The organism is Kluyvera sichuanensis, assembly GCF_014218705.1.
Lineage (GTDB): Bacteria > Pseudomonadota > Gammaproteobacteria > Enterobacterales > Enterobacteriaceae > Kluyvera > Kluyvera sichuanensis.
In genome coordinates, this window is the sequence record NZ_JABBJF010000035.1 from 1 (window position 1) to 24,873 (window position 24,873).

23 protein-coding genes and 1 rRNA gene are annotated in these 24,873 nt (G+C 54.1%); 9 read left to right on the forward strand and 15 right to left on the reverse strand.

Annotated features, from left to right (window positions below; translation table 11 throughout):
- Positions 1-97 (forward strand): 5S ribosomal RNA (rrf, locus tag HII27_RS23380); the annotation flags it as partial.
- Between the two features lie 428 nt (positions 98-525).
- On the opposite strand, the gene HII27_RS23385 is transcribed toward rrf, so the two are convergent.
- The 3 genes from HII27_RS23385 to HII27_RS23395 form a co-directional block, all read right to left on the reverse strand.
- Complete coding sequence (locus HII27_RS23385; protein ID WP_035891258.1) at positions 526-747, reverse strand: lipoprotein; 222 nt, start codon at positions 745-747, stop codon at positions 526-528.
- 318 nt (positions 748-1,065) lie between these two features.
- On the reverse strand, positions 1,066-4,176 hold the full coding sequence (locus HII27_RS23390) for an efflux RND transporter permease subunit (protein ID WP_185669778.1): 3,111 nt from the start codon (positions 4,174-4,176) through the stop codon (positions 1,066-1,068).
- A gap of 12 nt (positions 4,177-4,188) precedes the next feature.
- Positions 4,189-5,328, reverse strand: coding sequence for an efflux RND transporter periplasmic adaptor subunit (locus HII27_RS23395; RefSeq protein ID WP_185669779.1), 1,140 nt, complete (start codon positions 5,326-5,328; stop codon positions 4,189-4,191).
- 360 nt (positions 5,329-5,688) lie between these two features.
- On the opposite strand from HII27_RS23395, the gene envR reads away from it, so the two are divergent.
- Positions 5,689-6,342, forward strand: coding sequence for an acrEF/envCD operon transcriptional regulator (gene envR, locus HII27_RS23400; RefSeq protein ID WP_185669780.1), 654 nt, complete (start codon positions 5,689-5,691; stop codon positions 6,340-6,342).
- Positions 6,343-6,463: 121 nt separating this feature from the next.
- Positions 6,464-7,297, forward strand: a complete 834-nt coding sequence (locus HII27_RS23405) for an MBL fold metallo-hydrolase (protein WP_185669781.1) — start codon at positions 6,464-6,466, stop codon at positions 7,295-7,297.
- Positions 7,298-7,380: 83 nt separating this feature from the next.
- Here HII27_RS23405 and fis read toward each other — a convergent pair whose 3' ends face one another.
- The 12 genes from fis to acuI all read right to left on the reverse strand — a co-directional run bounded on the left by fis (position 7,381) and on the right by acuI (position 17,739).
- Positions 7,381-7,677, reverse strand: coding sequence for a DNA-binding transcriptional regulator Fis (gene fis, locus HII27_RS23410; protein ID WP_000462905.1), 297 nt, complete (start codon positions 7,675-7,677; stop codon positions 7,381-7,383).
- A 23-nt stretch (positions 7,678-7,700) separates the two neighbouring features.
- The gene (gene dusB, locus HII27_RS23415) at positions 7,701-8,666 is read right to left on the reverse strand and encodes a tRNA dihydrouridine synthase DusB (protein ID WP_185669782.1); all 966 of its coding nucleotides are present in this window, start codon (positions 8,664-8,666) and stop codon (positions 7,701-7,703) included.
- A 326-nt stretch (positions 8,667-8,992) separates the two neighbouring features.
- On the reverse strand, positions 8,993-9,733 hold the full coding sequence (locus HII27_RS23420; protein ID WP_185669783.1) for a carbonic anhydrase: 741 nt from the start codon (positions 9,731-9,733) through the stop codon (positions 8,993-8,995).
- Positions 9,734-9,872: 139 nt separating this feature from the next.
- Positions 9,873-10,754, reverse strand: a complete 882-nt coding sequence (gene prmA / locus HII27_RS23425) for a 50S ribosomal protein L11 methyltransferase (RefSeq protein WP_185669784.1) — start codon at positions 10,752-10,754, stop codon at positions 9,873-9,875.
- Positions 10,755-10,765: 11 nt separating this feature from the next.
- A complete protein-coding gene (gene panF, locus HII27_RS23430; protein WP_185669785.1) occupies positions 10,766-12,217 on the reverse strand; it encodes a sodium/pantothenate symporter in 1,452 nt (483 codons plus the stop codon).
- Entirely contained in the window at positions 12,207-12,449 is a 243-nt protein-coding gene (locus tag HII27_RS23435; protein WP_185669786.1) for a YhdT family protein, read from the reverse strand. Before HII27_RS23435 ends, panF begins: the two co-directional genes overlap by 11 nt.
- Before the next feature lie 110 nt (positions 12,450-12,559).
- Complete coding sequence (gene accC / locus HII27_RS23440; protein ID WP_185669787.1) at positions 12,560-13,909, reverse strand: acetyl-CoA carboxylase biotin carboxylase subunit; 1,350 nt, start codon at positions 13,907-13,909, stop codon at positions 12,560-12,562.
- A gap of 10 nt (positions 13,910-13,919) precedes the next feature.
- Positions 13,920-14,381: an acetyl-CoA carboxylase biotin carboxyl carrier protein gene (gene accB / locus HII27_RS23445; protein ID WP_185669788.1), complete on the reverse strand. Its 462-nt coding sequence runs from the start codon at positions 14,379-14,381 to the stop codon at positions 13,920-13,922.
- 22 nt (positions 14,382-14,403) lie between these two features.
- The gene (aroQ, locus tag HII27_RS23450; protein WP_035891225.1) at positions 14,404-14,856 is read right to left on the reverse strand and encodes a type II 3-dehydroquinate dehydratase; all 453 of its coding nucleotides are present in this window, start codon (positions 14,854-14,856) and stop codon (positions 14,404-14,406) included.
- A gap of 234 nt (positions 14,857-15,090) precedes the next feature.
- Complete coding sequence (gene msrQ, locus HII27_RS23455) at positions 15,091-15,690, reverse strand: protein-methionine-sulfoxide reductase heme-binding subunit MsrQ (protein WP_185669789.1); 600 nt, start codon at positions 15,688-15,690, stop codon at positions 15,091-15,093.
- Positions 15,690-16,688, reverse strand: a complete 999-nt coding sequence (gene msrP / locus HII27_RS23460) for a protein-methionine-sulfoxide reductase catalytic subunit MsrP (RefSeq protein WP_185669790.1) — start codon at positions 16,686-16,688, stop codon at positions 15,690-15,692. Before msrP ends, msrQ begins: the two co-directional genes overlap by 1 nt.
- A 76-nt stretch (positions 16,689-16,764) precedes the next feature.
- Entirely contained in the window at positions 16,765-17,739 is a 975-nt protein-coding gene (gene acuI, locus HII27_RS23465; protein ID WP_185669791.1) for an acrylyl-CoA reductase (NADPH), read from the reverse strand.
- A 219-nt stretch (positions 17,740-17,958) separates the two neighbouring features.
- Between acuI and csrD the strand changes: the two genes are divergently transcribed.
- The 6 genes from csrD (at position 17,959) to rng (ending at position 24,872) form a co-directional block, all read left to right on the forward strand.
- Positions 17,959-19,899: an RNase E specificity factor CsrD gene (csrD, locus tag HII27_RS23470; RefSeq protein WP_185669792.1), complete on the forward strand. Its 1,941-nt coding sequence runs from the start codon at positions 17,959-17,961 to the stop codon at positions 19,897-19,899.
- A 305-nt stretch (positions 19,900-20,204) separates the two neighbouring features.
- Positions 20,205-21,248 carry a rod shape-determining protein MreB gene (gene mreB, locus HII27_RS23475; RefSeq protein ID WP_000913396.1) on the forward strand — a complete coding sequence of 348 codons (1,044 nt, stop codon included), beginning with the start codon at positions 20,205-20,207 and terminating at the stop codon, positions 21,246-21,248.
- Positions 21,249-21,316: 68 nt separating this feature from the next.
- Positions 21,317-22,324, forward strand: a complete 1,008-nt coding sequence (gene mreC, locus HII27_RS23480) for a rod shape-determining protein MreC (protein WP_185669793.1) — start codon at positions 21,317-21,319, stop codon at positions 22,322-22,324.
- Complete coding sequence (mreD, locus tag HII27_RS23485) at positions 22,324-22,812, forward strand: rod shape-determining protein MreD (RefSeq protein WP_185669794.1); 489 nt, start codon at positions 22,324-22,326, stop codon at positions 22,810-22,812. The genes mreC and mreD overlap by 1 nt, the downstream gene beginning before the upstream one ends.
- Before the next feature lie 7 nt (positions 22,813-22,819).
- Positions 22,820-23,413, forward strand: coding sequence for a Maf family protein (locus tag HII27_RS23490; protein ID WP_185669795.1), 594 nt, complete (start codon positions 22,820-22,822; stop codon positions 23,411-23,413).
- On the forward strand, positions 23,403-24,872 hold the full coding sequence (gene rng / locus HII27_RS23495) for a ribonuclease G (protein ID WP_185669796.1): 1,470 nt from the start codon (positions 23,403-23,405) through the stop codon (positions 24,870-24,872). The genes HII27_RS23490 and rng overlap by 11 nt, the downstream gene beginning before the upstream one ends.
- Position 24,873 lies beyond the last annotated feature (1 nt).

Genomic DNA, 24,873 nt, shown 5'->3' on the forward strand with positions numbered 1-24,873 from the left:
TGGTCCCACCTGACCCCATGCCGAACTCAGAAGTGAAACGCCGTAGCGCCGATGGTAGTGTGGGGTCTCCCCATGCGAGAGTAGGGAACTGCCAGACATCAATTAAAGTAAAAAAGCCCATCCGTCAGGATGGGCTTTTTTACGTCTATACGAAAGTAAAAGTACGGTGAAAATCCCCGGGGTCACTGCGTTCGCCCGGGCTACAGACGGTGCTGGTAGCCCGGACGAGGCGTGTTACGCCGACTCCGGGATGGTGCACACTGCCGGATGGCGGCGTGAGCGCCTTATCCGACCTACAATAAATAGTATTCCTGTCTCATTGAAATATCCCTTTAGAAATAAACTCGGTGCTGAAAATAAGGTAGCGCTCGCTATCTCTTTATTATGATGAGGTATTTAGATTACTGACTGGAATTAAAAGATGGGGGCTAAGTTGGTTAGAAATAAAAGCTGCGCCTATGCCATTCTGACGCTGCCAATAAGTAAGGGAAAGGGCCAGAAAGCGGGCGCCTTCTGGCCGTTGTGTTATTTGGTCAGTGCAACGATACCCAGCGTCAGGCCCGCGAGGGCAGCTGCACCACCGGCGATAGCACCCGCGGTTTCCCAGTTGTCCTGCGTCGTTCCTTTCATGCAAGTGTTGGTGTGAACCAGACGGCCCTGATCGTCATAAACGGGTACACAAGGGGAGTCATGCGCACAGCCAGCAAGCAGCGTTGCCAGCAGTGTCACCAGAATAAATTTTTTCATGATGTTGCCTCTAAATAATCCGTTTCATTACGCCAGAAATATGTCGTATTACGGAATGGCTTATTTTATCACCTGCGCTATAGCCTATAGATAGGGGGATTTATCTCAATTTATGTGGTTCGTAAATATCGTGGAGAAGAGAGGCTGAAAACGGTGGAATTATGCAGAAATGATGCAGAGGAAAATAACGAAATGACGAGTCGCGTAGCGTAACTGATGGTCTGGTGGCCTAACGCATTGAGCCCGCTGAACTAATCTTCCTGACTCACCGGCAAAAAGAAAGGCGCCTACAGGCGCCTTTTATCATGAGTACTCGTATTACTCAGAGTGTTTGGTAAAGCGTCGTTTAACCACCACAAAGAACACTGGCACGAAGAAGATTGCCAGCAGCGTCGCGGTCAGCATCCCGCCCATCACGCCGGTACCGACGGCGTTCTGCGCACCGCTGCCCGCGCCGTGGCTGATAACCAGCGGCATAACGCCGAGAATAAAGGCCAGAGACGTCATTAGAATTGGACGCAGACGCATACGTGATGCCTCGAGGGTGGCCTCGATGATGCCTTTCCCCTCTTTATCCATCAGGTCTTTGGCAAACTCGACGATCAAGATGGCGTTCTTCGCCGATAGACCGATGGTGGTCAACAGACCCACCTGGAAGTAAACATCGTTATTCAGTCCGCGTAGTGAGGCTGCCAGCAGCGCACCGACAACGCCCAGTGGCACAACCAGCATAACGGAGAATGGAATCGACCAGCTCTCATAGAGCGCGGCCAGGCACAGGAAGACGACGATCAGCGAGATGGCATACAGCGCAGGGGCCTGGTTGCCCGACAGACGTTCTTGATAGGACATTCCCGTCCAGTCGAAGCCGATGCCAGAAGGCAGCTTGCTGGCCAGCTGTTCCATTAGCGTCATCGCCTCACCGGTACTTTTACCCGGTGCCGCTTCACCGAGGATCTCCATGGATGGCAGACCGTTATAGCGTTCCAGACGCGGAGAACCATACACCCAGCGTGAAGTGACAAAGGCAGAGAATGGCACCATCTCACCGTTTGAGCTACGGACGTACATGTTGTTGACGTCGCCTGGCAGCATGCGGAATTTTGCGTCTGCCTGAACGTAAACCTTCTTCACGCGACCGTGGTCAATAAAGTCGTTTACGTAGTAGCCGCCCAACGCCGCAGAAATAGTCTCGTTGATGTCAGACAGCGAAACGCCCAGCGCCTGTGCTTTTTCCTGGTCGACATCGAGTTTGAACTGCGCGGTATCTTCGAGGCCGTTTGGACGCACGCGAACCAGCTGATCCGGATGCTGTTGTACCATGCCAAGAAGCTGGTTACGCGCCTGAGTCAGTGCCGTATGACCAAGGTTGCCCTGGTCAATCAGCTCAAAGTCGAAGCCGGTCGCCGTGCCCAGCTCGATAATCGCTGGCATGTTGAACGGGAAGACCATCGCATCTTTAATCTGGCTGAAGGCCATGGTGGCACGCTTGATAACTGATTCCGCGCTGTTTTCATCGCCGCTACGCTCATCCCACGGCTTCAGGCTTACGAACGCCATACCGGAGTTCTGTCCCTGGCCGCTGAAACTGAAACCGTTAACCGTAAAGACGCTCTCAACGTTCGACTTTTCGTTATTGAGGTAGTAGTGGGTCACCGTATCCAGTACCTTCTGAGTACGCTCCTGCGTCGCACCAGCCGGTAGCTGTACCATGGTCAGGAATACGCCCTGATCTTCATCCGGCAGGAAGGAGGTGGGCAGGCGCATAAACAGTACCGCCATCCCCACAACGATCAGCAGGTAGATAAGCAGGTAGCGCCCGGTGGCGCGCAGAATGCCGCTGACGCTATTGGTATAGTGGTTAACGCTCTGATCAAACTTATTGTTAAACCAGCCGAAGAACCCTTTCTTCTCGTAGTGATCTGCAGAAGCTGGTTTCAGCAGCGTGGCGCACAGCGCCGGAGTAAGGATCAGAGCCACCAGTACCGACAGCGCCATGGCGGAAACGATGGTTATCGAGAACTGGCGGTAGATAGCCCCGGTTGAGCCGCCGAAGAAGGCCATCGGTACGAATACCGCCGACAGCACCATCGCGATCCCAACCAGCGCACCCTGGATCTGCTCCATCGACTTCTCGGTGGCCTCGACGGGCGATAGCTTCTCCTCGACCATCACACGCTCGACGTTTTCCACCACCACGATGGCATCGTCGACGAGCAGGCCTATCGCGAGCACCATCCCGAACATGGTGAGGGTGTTTATCGAGTAGCCGAACATCGACAGCACGGCAAAGGTTCCGAGAAGCACCACCGGTACCGCAATCGTCGGGATCAGGGTCGCACGAATGTTCTGCAAGAACAGGTACATGACGAGGAAGACGAGAATAATCGCCTCAAACAACGTCTTAATCACTTCGTGAATCGAGATGGTCACGAACGGCGTGGTGTCATACGGATAGACCACCTTCATCCCCTGCGGGAAGAACGGTTGCAGCTCCGCGAGCTTAGCTTTAATCGCATTGGCGGTATCCAGCGCATTCGCACCGGTAGCCAGCTTGATCCCGAGGCCTGATGCAGGCTTACCGTTAATACGTGCGACCACGTTGTAGTTTTCGCCGCCGAGCTCAATTCGCGCGACGTCACTCAGATGAACGACCGAACCATCCGCGTTCACGCGTAGGGTCACTTTACCGAACTCAACCGGGTCTTTCAGACGCGTCTGGGCAATAATCGAGGCGTTCAACTGCTGGCCTTTCACTGCCGGCGTACCGCCCAGTTGGCCTGCTGCGATCTGGTCGTTCTGCACCTTCAACTGGTTGATAACGTCCACCGGCGTCAGGCTGTATTTGTTCAGCAGGTTGCCGTCGAGCCAGATACGCATCGCATATTGCGCACCAAAGAGCTGCACGTCGCCCACACCGTTCAGGCGACTAATAGGGTCTTTAACGTTAGAAGCAATATAGTCTGAAATATCGTCCTGTACGGTCGTTGGGTTATCAGAGATAAACCCGGCCACCATCAGGAAACTGCTGCTCGACTTCTCTACGCTGATACCCTGCTGTTGTACTTCCTGCGGCAGTAGCGGCGTTGCCAGAGAGAGCTTGTTCTGTACCTGCACCTGGGCAATATCCGGATCGGTCCCTGATTTAAAGGTCAGGGTGATGGTCACGGAACCCGCAGAGTCACTGGTGGAGGACATGTACATCAGGTTATCGATACCGTTCATGTTCTGTTCGATAACCTGGGTGACGGTATCCTGTACGGTTTGCGCATCAGCGCCCGGATAGGTCGCGGAGATAGCCACCGCAGGCGGGGCGATCGTCGGGTACTGGGCGATAGGCAACTGCAGTATCGCCAGGCCGCCGGCAATCATCATGATGATGGCCAGAACCCAGGCAAACACCGGTCGATGGATAAAAAACTTAGACATTTAATCGGTACCTTATTGCGCAGCCGGAGCCGCGGTATCCTCTTCAGCCTTCACGGTGGCGCCAGGGCGAACCTTCTGCAGGCCGCTGACGATAACTTTGTCGCCGGCTTTCAGACCGCTGGTAATCAGCCACTGGTCGCCAACGGCCTGGGCCGCCACCACGCTGCGCGTTTCCACCTGGTTCTTATCGTTTACCAGCAGAACCGTTGCATCGCCGCGCGGTGTACGGGTGACACCCTGCTGCGGAACCAGCATAGCGTTTGGATTCACACCTTCATCAATACGAGCGCGAACGAACATCCCCGGCAGCAGTACGTGCTGTGGGTTCGGGAAAATCGCGCGCAGGGTGATGGAACCCGTGCTCTCATCGACGGTGACGTCAGAGAACTGCAGAGAACCTTTCAGCGCATAAGGCTGGCCATTTTCCATGAGCAGTTGAACGCTTTTTGCGTCGCCGCCCTGCTGCAAACTTTCTTGCTTGAGGCGCATAAAGTCGCTGCTGGACTGAGTCACATCGACATAGATAGGGTCAAGCTGCTGTACCGTGGCCATGGCATCAGACTGGCCGTTGGTGACTAGCGCACCTTCGGTAACGCTGGATTTGCCGATACGGCCGGTAATTGGCGAGGTGACTTTGGTGTAGGCCAGATTAATGCGTGCGCTCTCCACGGCTGCCTTTGCCGCCATCACATCCGCATCGGCCTGACGTGCGGTAGCGACCGCCTGGTCATAATCCTGCTGACTGATGTACTGGGTGCCCAGCAGAGGGACATAGCGCTTTACCGTCAGGTGAGCGATTACCGCAGCGGCTTCTGCTTTAGTTTGATCGCCTTTAGCGCTGTCATAGGCTGCCTGGTAGGTTGCTGGATCAATTTGATAGAGAGATTGCCCGGCCTCAACATCGCTACCTTCGACAAAGTTGCGTTTGAGAATAATCCCGCTGACCTGCGGGCGAACTTCAGCAACGCGAAACGCGGAGGTCCGGCCCGGTAATTCTGTGGTGATGGACAATGGCGCGTTGTTCACGGTGTGAACGGTAACCTGAGGTGTTGGCGCATGCGCTTGTTGGCTTCCAGAATTATCGCAGCCGCTAAGTAATGCCGCAGAGATAATTAAGCTGGATAAGAGTGTAACCCTGGCGTGACTCGTCATTGCTGTTCCTTATAGATTGATAGCCAGGTTTGACTAAAAATCTGTGAAAGAAAGGGTGAATAAAAAAAGCAGTTCGTTATCCTACAAATAAACATCGGTGGATGTAAGGGATAGTTATTTTTGGACAATCATCAAAGGCACGGAAACGCAAAAATAGCAGGATTAGAGAATTTACGCAGAGAGAAAAGGAAAAGAATGCATTCATTGTGTGAATGTTAATTAATGATTCATGCATTTAGTGGATTTATTTATTTTAAGTATTTATCAAACTTTTTGGTAAATATTACGGTTAGTCTCAATGGTAAATTGAATTAATTGATTTTCCATCCACCGTGAATGTTGCGGTAAGTGACGCAGGCTATGGCCAGAAAAACGAAAGAAGAGGCGCTCAAGACGCGCCAACTGCTGCTTGATTCGGCAATCGAGCAGTTTGCACTGCGGGGCGTAAGCAACACCACGCTGACCGATATTGCTGATGCCGCTGGGGTAACGCGCGGCGCAGTGTATTGGCATTTTGCCAGCAAAAGTGAATTATTTAATGCAATGTGGGAAGAACAATTGCCGCTGCGTGATTTAATTCATCATAAATTGATACAAATAGAAAGCACTAATCCGCTATTAAACTTAAGAAATAAATTTGTCGTTGGTTTGCAATATATCGCGGAGACACCACGCCAGCGCGCCTTAATGCAGATTCTGTATCATAAATGCGAATTTAGCTGCGATATGATGCCGGAGCATGAAATCAGAGGGAGGATAGGTTTTAGCTATGATGCTATGCGAAATATATTGCAGGCCTGCGTACGTAACAGAATATTACCCATTGATACAAACGTTGAGATTGTATTGATCGTATTACATAGCGCATTTAGCGGTATTATCAAAAACTGGCTAATGAGCCCTCAGTCGTTCGATCTCTACCAGCAGGCTCCGCTACTGGTCGACAATATTATGGCAACCATCTGCGCCCAAAGTCTGTGGGCTGCCCGGCCCGCGCTGGTCGTTAACCAGTAACCGCCCGTCCTCTCAGGCAGGGAAGCCTGAAGATAATTCATCTGGCCTCGCTTGTGCTGTTCTCAGCTTTCGGCTTCTGTCATCTTATTATTCTACTCATCATCCCCGTAACGAGGTGTTTATGAACGTGATTTCCCGTCAGATTGGCGATTTTCTGGTGACGCCGCTCAGCGACGGTAATATGGCCGCGAGTCTCGAACTCTTGTCTGGCATTAGTACCACAGAGGCCGGAGAGATCCAGCGGCAGGCGGGGATTGCTGAGCCCGGAAATCTGCATATCTACGGTTATCTTATCCGCGGACGCGGACGAACGATTCTGGTGGATTCAGGAACCGGTGGCGTCAATAACGTAGGTGGGCAGTTGAAAGCCAATTTGCAGGCCGCAGGCGTCCTGCCAGAAACGGTGGATACGGTGCTGTTGACCCACGCCCATCCTGACCATCTGGGGGGCTTGCTGGACGAGGAGGGCCTGATGGTTTATCCCAACGCCGAACTCTATCTACATCCGCTTGAGAAGGCATTCTGGCTGGACGATGCGCGATTTGCGCAGGCCAATGAACGTCAGCAGCGTAATTTTATTCGCGCGCGCCAGACGCTGGCCGCCTACGGTGAGCGTGTGCGCCTGCTGAGCGATGCGCCGATTGCTGAGGGGATTCACCCCGTTCCTCTGCCAGGGCATACACCGGGGCATACCGGGTTCAGAATTGATACTCCAGAGGACAGCTTGATTATCTGGGGTGACATCGTTCACTTCCCCTATATTCAGACCGCGCATCCTGGCGTGAGCATCGCTTTTGATATCGATAGAGAACAGGCGGAAGCGTCGCGTAAACGCATTCTGGCACAGGCGGCAGCGGAACAGTGGTTGGTGGCGGGGATGCACTTCGGTGGATCGGGCTTTGCGCGGGTGATTCCTGAGGCTAAAGGTTACCGAATCGTCTACGCTGAGGCGTAACACTGGCAATAAAACAGGCAATAAAAAAGGCGCTTCCCCATGCCGAGTAGCGCCTTCAAAATCAAGCAATTAACTGATTAGTATCAGTTCATGCCATATTTTTTCAGTTTCTTACGCAGAGTACCGCGGTTGATGCCCATCATCAGGGCTGCGCGGGTCTGGTTACCACGGGTGTATTGCATCACCATGTCCAACAGGGGCTGTTCTACTTCAGCCAGTACCAGCTCATACAGGTCATTAACGTCCTGACCGTTCAGTTGAGCAAAATAGTTCTTCAGTGCCTGTTTAACCGAGTCACGCAGGGGTTTTTGGGTTACCTGATCCTGAGAGTTAACGGTAGAAACGGTCAGTACGTCAGAATTTACGCGTTGTTCGAACATAGTTCTGTCAGCTCTTTATTTCATTACGCAAGATTTTCGAAGTATGCCTCCAACGCCTCCAGCTGTACGCTGGCATCCTCTATGGCGTTGAATGTGCGCCGAAACTGGTCATTTGGAGCGTGCTCCTGGAGATACCAGGATACGTGTTTACGCGCAATTCGGTACCCTTTTGCCTGACCATAAAAGTCATGCAGTTCCCGAACATGCGAACAAAGCAAGCGCTTAACCTCTGCCAGTGGCAGCGGAGCAAGCAGCTCTCCAGTGTCCAGATAATGCTGGATTTCCCGAAAGATCCAGGGTCTTCCCTGAGCGGCACGTCCTATCATCAGGGCATCAGCCCCCGTATAGTCGAGTACAGCTCTGGCTTTAAGCGGGTCAGTAATGTCACCATTCGCGATAATCGGAATGGAAACTTTCTGCTTAACTGCCCGAATGCTGTCGTATTCAGCTTCACCATTGAACAAACAGGCGCGGGTGCGTCCATGAATGGTCAGGGCCTGAATGCCACAGTCTTCGGCCAGTTGGGCAATCTCTACACAGTTACGGTGTTCCGGCGACCAACCCGTGCGAATCTTTAACGTAACAGGAACGTCCACTGCGCTGACAACCGCCGTCAGGATTGACTTCACCTGATCGGGGTATTGCAGAAGGGCTGAACCTGCAAGCTTGCGATTCACTTTTTTGGCCGGGCAACCCATATTGATATCAATAATCTGGGCGCCACTTTCCACGTTGATACGCGCGGCATCCGCCATCTCTTCAGGCACGCTTCCGGCAATTTGCACGGTGCGAATACCTGGCTCATCAATGTGCACCATCCGAAGGCGGGACTTATCGCTTTCCCAGACCTGTGGGTTAGACGACATCATCTCGGAAACGGTTAAACCTGCTCCCATCTCGTAGCACAACGTCCTGAACGGCCGGTCGGTAATACCTGCCATAGGCGCTGCGATCAGTCGATTTCTGAGCTGGTGTTGTCCGATACGCATGAGTTAAGAAATGACCATACTGTGACTGCAAGGCGGCGTATATTACGCATTTTTTGCACGAGATGAAAGGCCAAACTTTAACCAATCCTCTGAGGTGGATCAAAGAATCGTAGTAAGCGTAAACGGTAATTAGGAATTAGTTATATAAATCATTGCATTAGAAATATATGATTATTTTATCTACGCGCATATTTTTGCGTAACTTCTCATTTTTTCTTCATCAGCAGGAGATTTGGCAAGATAATCTGCTGATTAAATCAGCAGATTATTGTGACATAGTGTGACTATGCTCCCATATTCAGAATATGATCGTGATGCTTTTCAGGCTACTCAACGACCACACGGCCGTTAAGCGGCTGGGTCGGCCGGTTGTTGTCATGATGCATCGTCTGGGCGAATTTTTTCAGCTGCGCTTCGGAAAGGGTCATCGGCTGCTTCAGGACAATCCAGGTCACGCCTTCAGAGCATGGCGGTGTGGTCAGGGAACCGCTGAATCGCCAGTAATGCTTATCGGTAGGCAGAAGCGTATTGAGGTCTAACTGCGCAGGTATACTCACTTCCTGTTCTGTTTTCTCCGGCACTGCGGCCCACAGTGCCTTCAGCGCCGCATTTTCTGCTCCTACGTCAAACATCACCGCCACGACCGCGGTGTTACCCTTTGCATCTTTGTGCACCAGATGAGCCTCCATGGCGTAGTGTTTGCCGTGAACGGTGTTTTCGCTTGGCGCATGGAAGTGGACCTGCTGGAGGGTAAACGGCGTGCCGTCAATCGTGACGGTATCGCTGGTGGTGCTCTTCAGGCCAGCCTGGACGGTATGTCCGTTATTGATGAGCGTGACCGGGCCGTCGGTATAGCGGACGTCCAGCGGCGAGAGATGTGCCGCCAGCGCGGTATCGATGTTAATCGGGGATTGGTTCATGCCGGTCTGGCAGGTTTTGAACTCCTCGCTGAGTGCGCCCCAGTGCTCGGGGGAGCCTTCTCCTTCGTAGCTCCAGTGGGAAGCAAAAACTGAGATGGGCATGATGCTGAGGGCCAGGATCGCCGCCTTGCCAAACGTTGTTTTCATACAATTCGTCCAATGAATAGTTAATGTTAGTTTATGCTTTAACTTCAATGAGTTAAGTTTTTATTTTAACGCGTGGCGGTGGGCGATGGTGTACAAAAAGAGGGAAAAATGTGGCCTGCAAAGAGGCCACGGGAGGAGATTACTTCTTACGGCCGGTAATGCGGCACCACTCTTCTTTCTCAACGACAGCGTCGAGGTCAAAGAGATCGGCGTAGGCTTCACAGACGCTTTCCGCCTGGCTTGCCAGGATGCCAGAAAGCCCCAGTAGGCCGCCTGTAACCGGCAGCACGCTGATTAACGGTGCCAGTTCGCGTAATGGGCCTGCCAGGATGTTAGCGACCACCACGTCGGCTTTCATGGCCTCAGGCTGGTCCTGCGGCAGATACAGCTCCAGACGTTCGGAAACGCCGTTGCGCTGGGCGTTGTCGCGGCTGGCCTGAATCGCCTGCGGATCGATATCGATCCCGATCGCTTTGGCGGCGCCTAACTTCAGCGCGGCGATCGCGAGGATCCCGGAACCGCAGCCAAAGTCGATCACCGTCTTGCCGGTTAAATCCAGCCCGTCCAGCCACTGCAGGCACAGAGAGGTGGTTGGATGCGTGCCGGTACCGAAGGCCAGGCCCGGATCGAGCATCACGTTAACGGCGTTAATGTCCGGCACATCGCGCCAGCTTGGACAGATCCACAGACGCTCGCCGAAACGCATCGGGTGGAAGTTATCCATCCACTCGCGCTCCCAGTCTTTATCCTCCAACTGCTCAATCTTGTGGGCGAAGCCTTCACCCAGCAGCGGATGCTGTTCCAGGATGGCAACGACTTCTTTCATGTCGGTTTCTGCGTCGAACAGGCCGATAACGTCGGTATCACCCCACAGACGCGTTTCACCCGGCAGCGGCTCAAAGACCGGCGTGTCATGCGTATCCTGGAAGGTAATGGAGACCGAACCGGCCTCCATCAGTGCATCGCTAAGATCTTCGGCATTGGCGCCGGTTGTGTTCAGTTTCAGTTGGATCCACGGCATGGCAAAACTCTTTATTTATCAGAAGAAATGACGGCAGCCTGTACGACGGGTTGACCAAAACGGTTCCCGACGACAAACGCCAGCAAACTTAGCAGCAGCGAGGGCACAATCGGATGGAAGCCCAGGTACTGAATATTAAATGTGGCCAGCACGGCATACAGCACGCCGCCGACGATCATCGCGCTCAACGCCCCAGCAGCGTTCGCACGCTCCCAGTACAGGCCGAGCACCAATGGCCACAGGAATACTGCTTCCAGCCCGCCAAAGGCGAGCAGGTTCAGCCAGATAATCATCTCTGGCGGACGCCAGGCGGCGAGCATCATCAGAATACCGAGCACCAGCGTCGTCCAGGTGGAGATGCGCTTAATGCGGTGCTCATTACGAATTTTAGTCGGGCTCGCGCTGAGCCACAGATCTTTAATGATGGTCGCCGACGCTTGCAGTAAGTGGGCGTTCACGTTCGACATAATAGCGGCCATCGGCGCGGCAAGGAACAGGCCAGCCGCCCATGGTGGTAATACCTGCACCATCAGCGTTGGGATCACCAGATCCGGCACGGTCAGGTGCGGCAACACGGCACGGCCCAGCGCGCCTGCCAGATGCATCCCCAGCATCAGCACCGCCACAACGATAGTGCCGATGATAATTCCGCGATGCACCGCCTTACTGTCTTTATACGAGATACAGCGTACGGCGGTATGTGGCAGGCCAATCACCCCGAAGCAGACCAGCACCCAGAAAGAGGTCATAAAGGTCGGTGTCAGGATGTCATCTGCGCCGTGCGGCGAGACCAGCTGCGGGTTTATCTGCTCCAGCGTATCCACCGCGTTATGCAGCCCGCCTGCGGCATGCACCACACCAACCAGCAGCACGATGGTGCCAATCAGCATCACCATGCCCTGCATGGTGTCGTTGAGCACGCTGGCACGGAAGCCGCCGAAGGCAGTGTACAGGGCAATGGTAATGCCGAAGATCAGCAGGCCGTTTTCATACTTAATGCCTGCCGCCGTCTCCAGCAGGCGTGCGCCGCCGATAAACTGCACCGCAATCGCCCCGACGAAAGCCACCAACAGACTGATACTGGCAATCCACACCACCGCACGGTTTTGGTAGCGCGCCTGCAGCATGTCATTGAGGGTAATGGCGTTATAGCGTCGCGCCAGAATAGCGAACTTCTTACCGAGTACCCCCAGCGACAGCCAGATCGTCGGCACCTGGATCAGCGCCAGCAACACCCAGCCCAGCCCGTATTTATAGGCGGCACCCGGCCCACCGATAAACGAACTGGCGCTGATGTAGGTCGTCGTCAACGTCATGGCCAGCACAAAGCCGCCCATCGAGCGGCTGCCGAGGAAATATTCGCTGAGGAAGGAACCGGTGCTGCGCTTACGCATGGCATACAGCGACAGGCCGAATACCACGAACAGGTAAAGCACGAGAACGACGATAATCTCAGTTTGCATCTTTATCCTCCAGCGGGATGTCGCGGAAGACAAAGCGGACCATCAGCCAGCACAGCAAAATAAAAACCAGCGGCATCAGCAGGCAGGCCATTTCAAACCAGTGCGGCAGGCCGGTGATACCCTGCGTGGAATTAGGTAAGTAAGCACACGCTAACCACGCAGCAAGATAGAGAAGGGTTAGCCACAGCGCCCAGCGCGCCTCTTTATGGGCCTGAACAAAACGCTTGTCCATTTTTTGTCCCTTGTGGATGAAGAAAGCGGGGATTGTACCGCAAGGCAAAGATGAGGGGAGAGAAAAAGAAAAAAGGCCGGAAAATCCGGCCTTTTGCTGCGATAACAGGATTATTTTTCCTGTAATCCGAGTTTTTTCTCCAGATAGTGGATGTTGGTACCACCATGCTGGAAGTTCTCGTCGGCCATGATACGCATCTGCAGATCAACGTTGGTTTTGATACCGTCGATGATCAGTTCCTGCAGCGCGTTCTTCATGCGAGCAATTGCCACGTCACGGGTCTCACCGTAACAGATGAGTTTGCCGATCATTGAGTCATAGTACGGTGGTACGGTGTAGCCAGCGTAGATATGAGATTCCCAACGAACGCCAAAGCCGCCCGGCGCGTGGAAGCGGGTAATTTTACCCGGGCTTGGCAGGAAGGTGTCTGGGTCTTCGGCGTTGATACGGCATTCTACCGCATGGCCACGGACATGGACTTCTTCTTGCTTGATGGACAGCGGCTGACCGGCAGCGATACGCAGCTGCTCTTTGATAAGGTCAACGCCGGTGATCATCTCGGTAACCGGGTGTTCTACCTGGATACGGGTGTTCATTTCAATGAAGTAGAACTCGCCGTTTTCGAACAGGAACTCGAAAGTACCTGCGCCGCGGTAGCCGATATCCACACACGCTTTCGCGCAGCGTTCGCCGATGTAGCGACGCAGTTCCGGGGTAATGCCCGGTGCTGGTGCTTCTTCGACAACTTTCTGGTGACGACGCTGCATGGAGCAGTCACGTTCAGCCAGATAGATAGCGTTGCCCTGACCGTCAGCCAGTACCTGAATCTCGACGTGGCGAGGATTTTCCAGGTATTTTTCCATGTAAACCATGTCGTTGCTGAAAGCCGCTTTGGCTTCCGCTTTGGTCATGGCAATGGACTGCGCCAGGTCTGCGTCGCTGCGCACGACGCGCATGCCGCGACCGCCGCCGCCGCCAGAGGCTTTGATGATAACCGGGTAGCCGATGCGTTTCGCATGAGCGCGGTTAACATCCATATCTTCGCCCAGCGGGCCGTCAGACCCCGGAACGGTTGGTACGCCTGCTTTCTTCATGGCGGTGATTGCGGACACTTTGTCGCCCATCAGGCGGATAGTGTCGGCTTTCGGGCCGATGAAGATAAAGCCGGAACGTTCAACCTGCTCGGCAAAGTTGGCGTTCTCGGAGAGGAAGCCATAGCCTGGGTGAATTGCAACAGCCCCGGTGATTTCAGCAGCGCTGATGATAGCCGGGATGTTCAGGTAGCTTTTTACGGACTGAGCCGGGCCAATACAGACCGTTTCATCCGCCAGCAGTACGTGTTTTAAATCGCGGTCCGCAGTGGAGTGCACAGCCACGGTCTTGATGCCCAGTTCTTTACAGGCACGAAGAATACGCAGTGCAATCTCGCCGCGGTTGGCGATGACAATTTTATCCAGCATCTTCGCCTCGTTACTCGATGACGACCAGAGGCTCGTCAAATTCAACTGGCTGACCGCTTTCTACCAGGATTGCTTTCACAGTCCCTGCTTTGTCAGCTTCGATCTGGTTCATCATTTTCATCGCTTCAACGATGCACAGGGTGTCGCCCACGTTAACTTTCTGACCAACTTCCACGAATGCTTTAGCATCCGGGCCTGGAGTGCGATAGAAAGTACCAACCATCGGGGAACGTACGATGTGACCACTGATTTCAGCTTTAGCCGGAGCTTCAGCTGCAGCTGGTGCAGCTGCTGCAACAGGTGCTTGCGCTTGCATTACAGGTGCTGCGTAGGCCTGCTGCATCACTGGAATACCGGTGTTTGGAGCAGAGCGGCTGATGCGCACTGACTCTTCACCTTCAGAAATTTCCAGTTCGTTGATGCCAGACTCTTCGACCAGCTCGATCAGTTTTTTAATCTTACGAATATCCATGAGTGGGTTCCGTACTCTTTGTTTAGTTTGATTGTGACAGGCGTTTTACCGCCGTCTGTAAAGCGTATGAATAGCCGTCAGCGCCGAGTCCGCAGATAACGCCAGAAGCGATATCAGACAGATACGAATGATGGCGGAATGGTTCGCGCGCATGAACGTTGCTCAGGTGGATCTCGATAAACGGGATGCTCACCGCCAGCAACGCATCGCGAAGGGCAACGCTCGTGTGCGTGAACGCGGCCGGATTAATCAGGATATAGTCAATATTGTCTTTAGCCTGATGAATACGGTCGATGAGGACGTACTCGGCGTTGGACTGCAGGCTGTCGAGCGTGACGTTCAGGGTTTCAGCTTCCGCGGTTAAGCGGCTTACGATCTGGGAAAGCGTCAGCGTGCCGTACTTCTCTGGCTCACGGGTGCCTAACATATTCAGGTTCGGACCGTTCAAAAGCAAAATGCGAAACTTGTCAGTCATTGTGCTGCTATCTCCTGCAATTCTCGGGTAAAAAACAAAATATACCTTCGATGCGCGATTGTCACCTTTTCAGGGGGGTAAAAACCCTGTCAGGAAAACCAAGGTCGCACATTATAACTATTTCGTAGCATTTGGCAGCTAAATACTGGTCTTATCAGGGAAGATTATCAACTGCTATCGTGTAAAGAACGTCTGACTATAAGAGAATTGCGGTAAACCGCACATATCACGAAACTAGCGCCACCACTGGCGAAACTTCTTATAACGGCAGGCTAAAAGCACGATCGCGATGGCCGCGTAGATAACCGGTTGTGGTGAGATAATCTTTACCGACCACAGGAAATGTATCGGCGCGAGGATCGCCACAAGATAGACGAAGTTATGCAAAAGCTGCCAGCGTCGGCCTAATTTTCGCTGCATAGCCTGGGTCGATGTTACCGCCAGAGCCAATAAAATCAGCCAGCAGGCAAATCCCAGCAGAAGATAGGGGCGAGTCACAATTTCCTGACCTAATAGCGACAGATTGCGAATACCCAGTTCCAGAACGCTGTAGCTGGTGAGGTGGATGCTCGCCCAGGCAAAGCACCACAGTCCCAGTAGTCGACGGGTGCGAATCAACAACGGTTGTTTAGCGTAGCGCGCCAGCGGGGAGACCAACAAGGTCGCCAGCAGCAATTTCAGAGCCATCCTACCGGTAAAATGTTGAATGTCCTTTACCGGGTCGGCGCTTAGCTGGCCCTGAGAGACGGCCCAGAACAGCCAGACGAACGGCAAAAATGCCGCAAGATGCAGGAAAACCTTCAGCCAGGTGACCTGTGTCGCCGTTAAACGCATTAAAAATTCTCCCGCAAATTCATCCCACGATAGAGCGAAGCCACTTCATCGGCATAGCCGTTAAACAGCAGCGTTGGTTGACGCTGTACGTCGAGAATGCCGCCAGAACCGATAAAACGCTCCGTCGCCTGAGACCAGCGCGGGTGATCGACGTGTGGATTCACGTTGGCAAAGAAGCCGTATTCATCCGGCGCGGCCAGGTTCCAGGTGGAATCCGGGCGCTCGCGGGTCAGCATAATGCTGACAATCGACTTGATTCCCTTAAACCCGTATTTCCACGGCACGGTCAGACGAATCGGCGCACCGTTTTGCGGCGGCAGCGCTTTGCCGTAAACGCCGACGGTCAGGAGCGTAAGCGGGTTCATGGCTTCGTCCAAACGCAACCCTTCTATATAAGGATAGGCAAGACCGCCACCGATAAATCGGTCCTTCTGTCCAGGCATGTTTTCTGGGGAGTAGAGCGTTTTAAAGGCCACGTACTTCGCGTTGCTGGTGGGTTCGACGGCGGCGAGCAGTTTATGCAGCGGGAAACCGATCCACGGCACCACCATTGACCAGGCTTCCACGCAGCGCATGCGGTAGATACGCTGTTCCAGCGGGAAGCGTTTGGTTAAATCGTCATGATCGAGCGTCAGCGGTTTTGCCACCTCGCCGCCGATGGTCAGTTTCCACGGATTCATGGGCAGGCTTCCGGCGTTCGCGGCAGGGTCGGCTTTATCGAGGCCGAATTCATAGAAGTTGTTGTAGCCGGTGACTTTGTTTTCTGGCGTCAGCGTCAGCTTGTTCTGCCATTCATCGGGCTTGCTGAAGGTCAATGGCTGCCCGGAAGGGGCCGGTGGGCGATCGTTTCCTTTAAACCAGTCCGTCAGGCTGGAGGCGTGCAGTGGAAGTGAGGCAGCAGCGGTGCTGATACCAAGCATCTTCAGCACCTGGCGGCGCTGGAGCATAAAAACAGACTCGGCGGTGACGTCTGCTTCAGTTAATTTACGGGCTTTCATGACTACCTCCGGCAGGCTTTTGATAAGCATGGCGGAGGAGTCAAATTAACGCGAGTGCGCCTTGAAAAATAAGTGCTTAGTCAATTTTGACCAGGGTACGGCCCTGGATCTGGTTATTGATAATTTTATCCGCAAATTCAGGTGCTTGAGAAAGGCTTATCTCAGTTGCGCTCTGTGCGAAGAAGGACTCAGGCAAATCGGTAACCAGACGTTTCCAGGCCTCGGCGCGACGTGCTGCCGGAGTCATGACCGAATCCACGCCCTGCAGGCGAACATTACGCAGAATAAATGGCATCACGGTAGTCGGCAGCGCAAAGCCGCCGGCCAGGCCGCAGGCCGCCACGCATCCGCCGTAGTTCATCTGCGCCAGCACTTTAGCCAGCACTTTATCGCCCACGGTATCGACCGCACCTGCCCAAATCTGTTTTTCCAGCGGGCGGGTTTCCGCGAACTCGTCACGGCCCAGAATACGGCTCGCGCCCAGCGCGCGCAGATAGCTATGGGTGCTTTCACGGCCTGACACCGCTGCCACCTGGTAACCGAGCTTGTGCAGCAGGGCGATAGCGGTACTGCCCACGCCGCCGCTGGCGCCGGTTACCACGATTTCACCGTCTTCAGGACGTACGCCTGCATCTTCCAGCGCCATTACACACAGCATGGCGGTGAAGCCTGCGGTGCCGATGATCATAGCTTTACGACCATCCAGGCCTGCCGGCAGCGGAACCAGCCAATCGCCGTTCACGCGTGCGCGCTCGGACAGACCGCCCCAATGGTTTTCGCCCACGCCCCAACCGGTCAGCAGTACCTGCTGGCCTGGGGTAAAGCGCGCGTCATCACTGGTATGAACCGTACCGGCGAAGTCGATGCCCGGCACCATTGGGAAGTTACGGATGATTTTCCCTTTCCCGGTGATGGCGAGCGCGTCTTTATAGTTCAGGCTGGACCACTGAATATCGACGGTGACGTTACCCTGCGGCAGCAGGCTGTCGTCGACGGCCTTCACTGCGGCGATAGTTTTGCCATCCTGCTGTTCTAAGATGAGTGCCTGCATAACCCTTCCTTACATGGACTGATAGTGAAAAAAGTTACCGGGGACTATACTCGGTTATCATTATTTGTTGGCGATTTGGCGCAATAAATTGCCAGATCCTCCAGGTTTGGTAGTATGCCGCCCTGGTTTGATATGTTAGTGCTTACTTCTAATAGTAATGTACGGACGCAGGCGCCCGACACTCATCGGGGACGATTAACCTACGGAGTTAACACAGGGATGCGATTAACGACGAAGTTCTCAGCCTTTTTTACGCTCTTAACCGGGCTTACCATCTTTGTGACGTTAATCGGCTCCTCGCTGAGTTTTTATAACGGCATACAGTACAAGATAGCCAATCGCGTGCAGGCTGTGGCGACCGTGCTGGATAACCGCCTGGTCAATACACCGTTTGACAAGCTCGACCATCAGCTTGATGAGATCATGGTGCCGCTCGATATTGTCCGCATCGATTTCACGCTCAACGGCAAAGCACTGTTCCACCATAGCCGCACCAGCAGCTATCAGCCGGTTGGCAGTCACTACCAATACCGGGAAATGGAAGTTCCTTCGCTCAAACATCCCGGCATGATGATTCATTTGGTCTATCAGGACCCAATGGCCAACTACTTTCGCTCGCTCATGACCACCGCGCCGCTGACGATCACCATTGCCTTTATGGTGCTGGTGGTATTTATCGCCGTACGCTGGCTACGGCGACAGCTGGCCGGGGAAGAGCTGCTGGAGCTGCGCTCTATTCGCATTCTTAACGGCGAGCGCGGGCCGAAAGCCAAAGGCAATATTCATGAATGGCCCGCCCGCACCAGTTCGGCGCTGGATATGCTGCTTTCGGAAATTCAGTTTGCCGGCGAGCAGCGCAGCCGCCTGGATACGCTGATCCGCTCCTATGCGGCCCAGGATTCGAAAACTGGCCTCAGTAACCGTTTGTTCTTTGATAATCAGCTGGCGACGCTGCTTGATGACCAGGAAAACGTGGGCTCCCACGGTATCGTGATGATGATCCGTCTGCCGGACTTCGACTTCCTGCGTGATAACTGGGGCCGTGCCGCAGCGGAAGAGCATGTCTTTACCCTTATCAATCTTCTCTCTACCTTTATTATGCGTTACCCCGGCGCGCTGCTGGCACGCTATCGCCGCAGCGACTTTACCGTTCTGCTGCCGCACCGCACGTTAAAAGAAGCTGACAGTATCGCCGGGCAATTACTCAAAGCCATTGATGGGCTGCCGCTGGCGAAGATCCTCGATCGTGATGACATGATGCACATCGGCATTTGCGCCTGGCGTAGCGGGCAGACGACCGAGCAGGTGATGGAACACGCGGAAGCGGCAGTGCGCAATGCCGTGCTGCAGGGCAGCAACAGCTGGGCGATTTATGATGATTCATTACCGGAGAAAGGGCGCGGTAACGTCCGCTGGCGCACCCTGATTGAGCAGATGCTCAGCCGTGGCGGCCCACGCCTGTATCAAAAACCGGCGGTCAACCTCGACGGCAGCGTTCACCACCGTGAACTGATGTGCCGTATCTTTGACGGTAAAGAAGAGGTGATTGCCGCAGAATACCTGCCGATGGTGCTGGAGTTTGGCCTTGGCGAAGAGTACGACCGCCAGCAGATCACCCGCCTGATCCCATTCCTCGGCTTCTGGCCGGAGGAAAACCTGGCCATTCAGGTAACGGTCGAGTCGCTGATCCGCCCGCGTTTCCAGCGCTGGCTGCGCGATACCTTGATGCAGTGTGAAAAATCGCAGCGCCGACGGATTATTTTTGAACTTGCAGAGGTAGATGTCTGTCAACATATGACGCGTTTACAGCCAGTCGTCCGTTTAATCCATGCATTAGGCGTTCGGGTTGCAGTCACGCAGGCAGGTTTAGCCTTAGTCAGCACCACCTGGATTAAGCAGCTCGACGTTGAGCTGATTAAGATAGACCCGGTGCTGGTGCGAAATATTGAAAAGCGCAGTCAAAACCAGCTGTTAGTACAAAGTCTGGTGGAGGCCTGTAAAGGAACATCGATACAGGTTTTCGCGGCGGGCGTACGCAGTCGGGGCGAATGGCAGGAGCTGACCAAATGCGGAGTTTTCGGCGGTCAGGGCGATTTTTTTGCTGCTTCCCAGCCACTTGACTCAAATGTGAAAAAATATTCGCAAAGATATTCGGTTTGACCTGCTGTTTAACGTGTTTATCACGTAGAATAACGCGCGCGGTTTTTTCCGGGAGTGTGCATGTCTGCTCGCCGGGAAAAAAGACGCACCATGCATGTGGCGACCTTTGACAGGTACAAATCCAGGATGGAGCGGCAGTGAGTCTTCCTGCACTGAAGGACTCAGGTTGGATTTGTAACAGAGGTAACGAACTGCACTAATTTTCACCGTTGCAGATGATTTTTGCGCCTTGTCGCTGCTGCGTGTGGTTGGTAAAGTAAGCGGATTTTATTTTTCCGCCCCAGCTTTCAGGATTATCCCTTAGTATGTTGAAAAAATTTCGTGGCATGTTTTCCAATGACCTGTCCATTGACCTGGGTACCGCGAATACCCTGATTTATGTAAAAGGACAAGGCATCGTATTGAATGAGCCTTCCGTGGTCGCCATTCGTCAGGATCGTGCCGGTTCGCCGAAAAGCGTAGCCGCCGTGGGACATGACGCAAAACAGATGCTGGGCCGTACGCCAGGTAACATCGCGGCTATTCGCCCGATGAAAGACGGCGTTATCGCTGACTTCTTCGTGACCGAAAAAATGCTCCAGCACTTCATCAAACAGGTTCACAGCAACAGCTTTATGCGCCCAAGCCCGCGCGTACTGGTCTGTGTACCGGTTGGCGCAACGCAGGTTGAACGCCGTGCGATCCGTGAATCTGCTCAGGGCGCTGGCGCCCGTGAAGTGTTCCTGATTGAAGAACCGATGGCCGCAGCAATTGGTGCAGGCCTGCCGGTTTCTGAAGCAACCGGCTCCATGGTTGTGGATATCGGTGGTGGTACCACTGAAGTCGCCGTTATCTCCCTGAACGGCGTGGTTTACTCCTCCTCCGTACGTATCGGTGGCGACCGCTTCGACGAAGCGATCATCAACTACGTTCGCCGTAACTACGGCTCTCTGATCGGTGAAGCAACCGCAGAACGTATCAAGCACGAAATCGGCTCCGCTTATCCGGGCGACGAAGTGCGTGAAATCGAAGTTCGTGGCCGTAACCTGGCAGAAGGCGTTCCGCGTGGCTTCACGCTGAACTCTAACGAAATTCTCGAAGCGCTGCAGGAGCCGCTGACCGGCATTGTGAGCGCAGTGATGGTTGCACTGGAACAGTGCCCACCAGAACTGGCTTCCGACATCTCCGAGCGCGGTATGGTTCTGACCGGTGGTGGCGCGCTGCTGCGCAACCTCGACCGTCTGTTAATGGAAGAAACCGGTATTCCAGTTGTCGTTGCTGAAGATCCGCTGACCTGCGTAGCGCGTGGCGGCGGCAAGGCGCTGGAAATGATCGACATGCACGGCGGCGACTTGTTCAGCGAAGAGTAGTCAGCATGAGGTTCAGGGTAGCCAGAAGGCTACCCTCAATTTCACTGACACGAGAATACGCATAGCCTATGAAGCCCATTTTTAGCCGTGGCCCGTCGCTGCAGATTCGCCTTATCCTGGCGGTGCTGGTGGCGCTGGGTATCATTATTGCCGACAGCCGTCTCGGTATGTTCAGTCAAATTCGAACGTACATGGATACTGCCGTCAGTCCTTTCTACTTTGTTTCCAATGGTCCTCGTGAACTGCTCGATAGCGTCTCGCAAACGCTGGCTTCACGCGATCAGCTCGAACTCGAAAACCGTGCACTGCGCCAGGAACTGCTGCTGAAAAACAGCGACCTGCTGATGCTCGGTCAGTACAAGCAAGAAAATGCCCGTTTACGTGAACTGTTAGGTTCACCGCTGCGCCAGGACGAACAGAAAATGGTGACGCAGGTGATCTCAACGGTTAACGATCCCTACAGCGACCAGGTGGTTATCGACAAAGGCAGCGTGAACGGCGTTTACGAAGGCCAGCCGGTGATCAGCGATAAAGGCGTTGTGGGTCAGGTTGTGGCCGTCGCTAAGCTCACCAGCCGCGTGCTGCTGATTTGCGATGCCACTCACGCGCTGCCGATTCAGGTTCTGCGTAACGATATTCGCGTGATCGCCGCCGGTAACGGCTGCACGGACGATCTGCAGCTGGAGCATCTGCCGGCCAACACCGACATTCGTGTGGGTGATGTGCTGGTAACATCCGGCCTGGGCGGACGTTTCCCGGAAGGCTATCCGGTTGGCGTCGTCTCGTCTGTTAAGCTGGATACGCAGCGCGCGTACACGGTGATTCAGGCTCGTCCAACGGCAGGCCTGCAGCGTTTGCGCTATCTGCTGCTGCTGTGGGGTGCGGATCGTAACGGAACTAACCCGATGACCCCGGAAGAGGTGCATCGCGTCGCCAATGAACGTCTGATGCAGATGATGCCTCAGGTGCTGCCGTCTCCTGAAACCATGGGGCCGCAGCTTCCCGCTCCGGCAACCGGGTTAACCACGCCGCCTGCGGGTACGCCGCCACCGCAACCCTCCGCAGGGGGGCAATAGTGGCAAGTTACCGTAGCCAGGGACGCTGGGTAATCTGGCTCTCGTTTCTTATCGCACTGCTGCTACAGGTTATGCCCTGGCCGGACGACCTTATCGTTTTCCGGCCAAACTGGGTGCTGCTTATCCTGCTTTACTGGTCACTGGCGCTGCCGCACCGCGTGAATGTTGGCACGGGCCTCGTGATGGGTGCCATACTGGATCTCATCAGTGGTTCAACGCTTGGCGTGCGTGCGCTGTCGTTGAGCATCGTGGCGTATCTGGTGGCGCTGAAGTATCAGCTGTTCCGCAATCTGGCGCTCTGGCAACAGGCGCTGGTAGTTATGCTGCTCTCGCTCGCGACGGATATTATTGTTTTCTGGGCAGAGTTTTTAGTGATCAACGTCTCTTTCCGACCTGAAGTGTTCTGGAGTAGTGTAGTAAACGGCGTGCTCTGGCCGTGGATATTTCTTCTGATGCGGAAAGTTCGCCAGCAATTTGCCGTTCAATAAGGTCGTTATGGTATCTCTCTATCTTGCTTCAGGTTCCCCGCGTCGTCAGGAACTTCTCACTCAGCTAGGCATGACGTTTGAGAAAGTGGTTCCCGGCATTGAAGAGCAGCGTCGTCCACAAGAGCCGGCGCAGCAGTACGTGGCGCGCCTGGCGCGAGAGAAAGCGCAGGCTGGCGTCGCGTTAACTCGCCACGACCTTCCTGTTCTCGGGGCTGATACGATTGTTGTCCTCAACGGTGAAGTGCTGGAGAAACCGCGCGATACGGCTCATGCGGCAGCGATGCTGCGTAAGCTATCAGGGAAAACCCATCAGGTGATGACCGCCGTTGCGCTGGCTGATAGTCAGCACACGCTCGACTGTCTGGTGATGACTGAAGTGACCTTCCGGACGCTTTCCGAAGAAGACATTGCAGACTATGTTGCGAGCGGCGAACCTTTAGATAAAGCAGGTGCATACGGTATTCAAGGGCTGGGTGGCTGTTTCGTCAGGAAGATAAATGGCAGCTATCACGCCGTAGTCGGCTTACCGCTGGTGGAAACGTATGAGTTGCTGAGTAACTTTAACTCGCTACGTGAAAAAAGGGATACACATGACGGCTGAACTATTAGTGAACGTGACGCCATCGGAGACGCGAGTGGCGTATATCGATGGCGGCATTTTGCAGGAAATTCATATTGAGCGTGAAGCGCGACGCGGAATAGTAGGCAATATCTACAAAGGTCGTGTTAGTCGTGTCTTACCGGGTATGCAGGCGGCTTTTGTAGATATTGGTCTCGATAAGGCGGCGTTCCTTCATGCCTCCGATATCATGCCGCATACCGAATGCGTGGCGGGTGAAGAGCAAAAGCAGTTCACCGTCCGCGATATTTCTGAACTGGTGCGTCAGGGCCAGGACCTGATGGTTCAGGTGGTGAAAGATCCGCTGGGAACCAAAGGCGCGCGTCTGACCACCGACATCACCTTACCTTCCCGCTATCTGGTCTTTATGCCCGGTGCCTCGCACGTTGGCGTATCGCAGCGTATTGAAAGTGAAGCCGAGCGTGAACGCTTAAAGAAGGTGGTCGCGGATTATTGCGATGAGCAGGGCGGCTTTATCATTCGTACCGCAGCAGAAGGGGTATGTGAAGAGGATTTGGCCTCTGACGCCGCCTATCTTAAGCGCGTCTGGACCAAGGTCATGGAGCGTAAGAAGCGCCCACAGACTCGCTACCAGATGTATGGTGAACTGGCGTTGGCGCAGCGTGTGCTCCGCGACTTTGCTGACGCCCAGCTGGATAAAATTCGCGTTGACTCCCGTCTAACCTACGAAGCGTTAATGGAATTCACGGCTGAATATATGCCTGAAATGACCAGTAAGCTTGAGCACTATAGCGGTCGTCAGCCTATCTTTGATCTCTTCGACGTTGAGAATGAAATCCAGCGTGCGCTGGAGCGTAAGGTTGAGCTCAAGTCTGGTGGCTATCTGGTTATCGACCAGACCGAAGCAATGACCACCGTTGACATCAATACCGGAGCCTTTGTTGGCCACCGCAATCTTGATGACACGATTTTCAACACCAACATCGAAGCCACTCAGGCGATTGCGCGTCAGCTGCGTCTGCGTAACCTTGGCGGCATTATCATCATCGACTTTATCGATATGAATAATGAAGACCATCGCCGCCGTGTGCTGCACTCGCTGGAACAGGCGCTAAGCAAAGATCGCGTCAAAACCAGCGTTAACGGCTTCTCGCCGCTGGGGCTGGTGGAGATGACCCGTAAGCGCACGCGTGAAAGCGTCGAGCACGTGCTGTGCACCGAATGTCCAACCTGTAGCGGTCGCGGTACGGTGAAAACCGTTGAGACGGTATGCTATGAAATTATGCGCGAAATCGTCCGCGTGCATCACGCTTATGATTCCGATCGCTTCCTGGTGTACGCTTCTCCTTCCGTGGCCGAAACGCTGAAAGGCGAAGAGTCCCACGCGCTGGCGGAAGTGGAAATTTTTGTCGGTAAGCAGGTTAAAGTCCAGATTGAACCGCTCTATAACCCGGAGCAGTTTGATGTGGTTATGATGTAAT

Coding starts and splice junctions, on each gene's coding strand:
- HII27_RS23385 (WP_035891258.1), bottom strand. CDS start 747: ATGAAAAAATTTATTCTGGTGACACTGCTGGCAACGCTGCTTGCTGGC.
- HII27_RS23390 (WP_185669778.1), bottom strand. CDS start 4,176: ATGTCTAAGTTTTTTATCCATCGACCGGTGTTTGCCTGGGTTCTGGCC.
- HII27_RS23395 (WP_185669779.1), bottom strand. CDS start 5,328: ATGACGAGTCACGCCAGGGTTACACTCTTATCCAGCTTAATTATCTCT.
- envR (WP_185669780.1), top strand. CDS start 5,689: ATGGCCAGAAAAACGAAAGAAGAGGCGCTCAAGACGCGCCAACTGCTG.
- HII27_RS23405 (WP_185669781.1), top strand. CDS start 6,464: ATGAACGTGATTTCCCGTCAGATTGGCGATTTTCTGGTGACGCCGCTC.
- fis (WP_000462905.1), bottom strand. CDS start 7,677: ATGTTCGAACAACGCGTAAATTCTGACGTACTGACCGTTTCTACCGTT.
- dusB (WP_185669782.1), bottom strand. CDS start 8,666: ATGCGTATCGGACAACACCAGCTCAGAAATCGACTGATCGCAGCGCCT.
- HII27_RS23420 (WP_185669783.1), bottom strand. CDS start 9,733: ATGAAAACAACGTTTGGCAAGGCGGCGATCCTGGCCCTCAGCATCATG.
- prmA (WP_185669784.1), bottom strand. CDS start 10,754: ATGCCGTGGATCCAACTGAAACTGAACACAACCGGCGCCAATGCCGAA.
- panF (WP_185669785.1), bottom strand. CDS start 12,217: ATGCAAACTGAGATTATCGTCGTTCTCGTGCTTTACCTGTTCGTGGTA.
- HII27_RS23435 (WP_185669786.1), bottom strand. CDS start 12,449: ATGGACAAGCGTTTTGTTCAGGCCCATAAAGAGGCGCGCTGGGCGCTG.
- accC (WP_185669787.1), bottom strand. CDS start 13,909: ATGCTGGATAAAATTGTCATCGCCAACCGCGGCGAGATTGCACTGCGT.
- accB (WP_185669788.1), bottom strand. CDS start 14,381: ATGGATATTCGTAAGATTAAAAAACTGATCGAGCTGGTCGAAGAGTCT.
- aroQ (WP_035891225.1), bottom strand. CDS start 14,856: ATGACTGACAAGTTTCGCATTTTGCTTTTGAACGGTCCGAACCTGAAT.
- msrQ (WP_185669789.1), bottom strand. CDS start 15,690: ATGCGTTTAACGGCGACACAGGTCACCTGGCTGAAGGTTTTCCTGCAT.
- msrP (WP_185669790.1), bottom strand. CDS start 16,688: ATGAAAGCCCGTAAATTAACTGAAGCAGACGTCACCGCCGAGTCTGTT.
- acuI (WP_185669791.1), bottom strand. CDS start 17,739: ATGCAGGCACTCATCTTAGAACAGCAGGATGGCAAAACTATCGCCGCA.
- csrD (WP_185669792.1), top strand. CDS start 17,959: ATGCGATTAACGACGAAGTTCTCAGCCTTTTTTACGCTCTTAACCGGG.
- mreB (WP_000913396.1), top strand. CDS start 20,205: ATGTTGAAAAAATTTCGTGGCATGTTTTCCAATGACCTGTCCATTGAC.
- mreC (WP_185669793.1), top strand. CDS start 21,317: ATGAAGCCCATTTTTAGCCGTGGCCCGTCGCTGCAGATTCGCCTTATC.
- HII27_RS23490 (WP_185669795.1), top strand. CDS start 22,820: ATGGTATCTCTCTATCTTGCTTCAGGTTCCCCGCGTCGTCAGGAACTT.
- rng (WP_185669796.1), top strand. CDS start 23,403: ATGACGGCTGAACTATTAGTGAACGTGACGCCATCGGAGACGCGAGTG.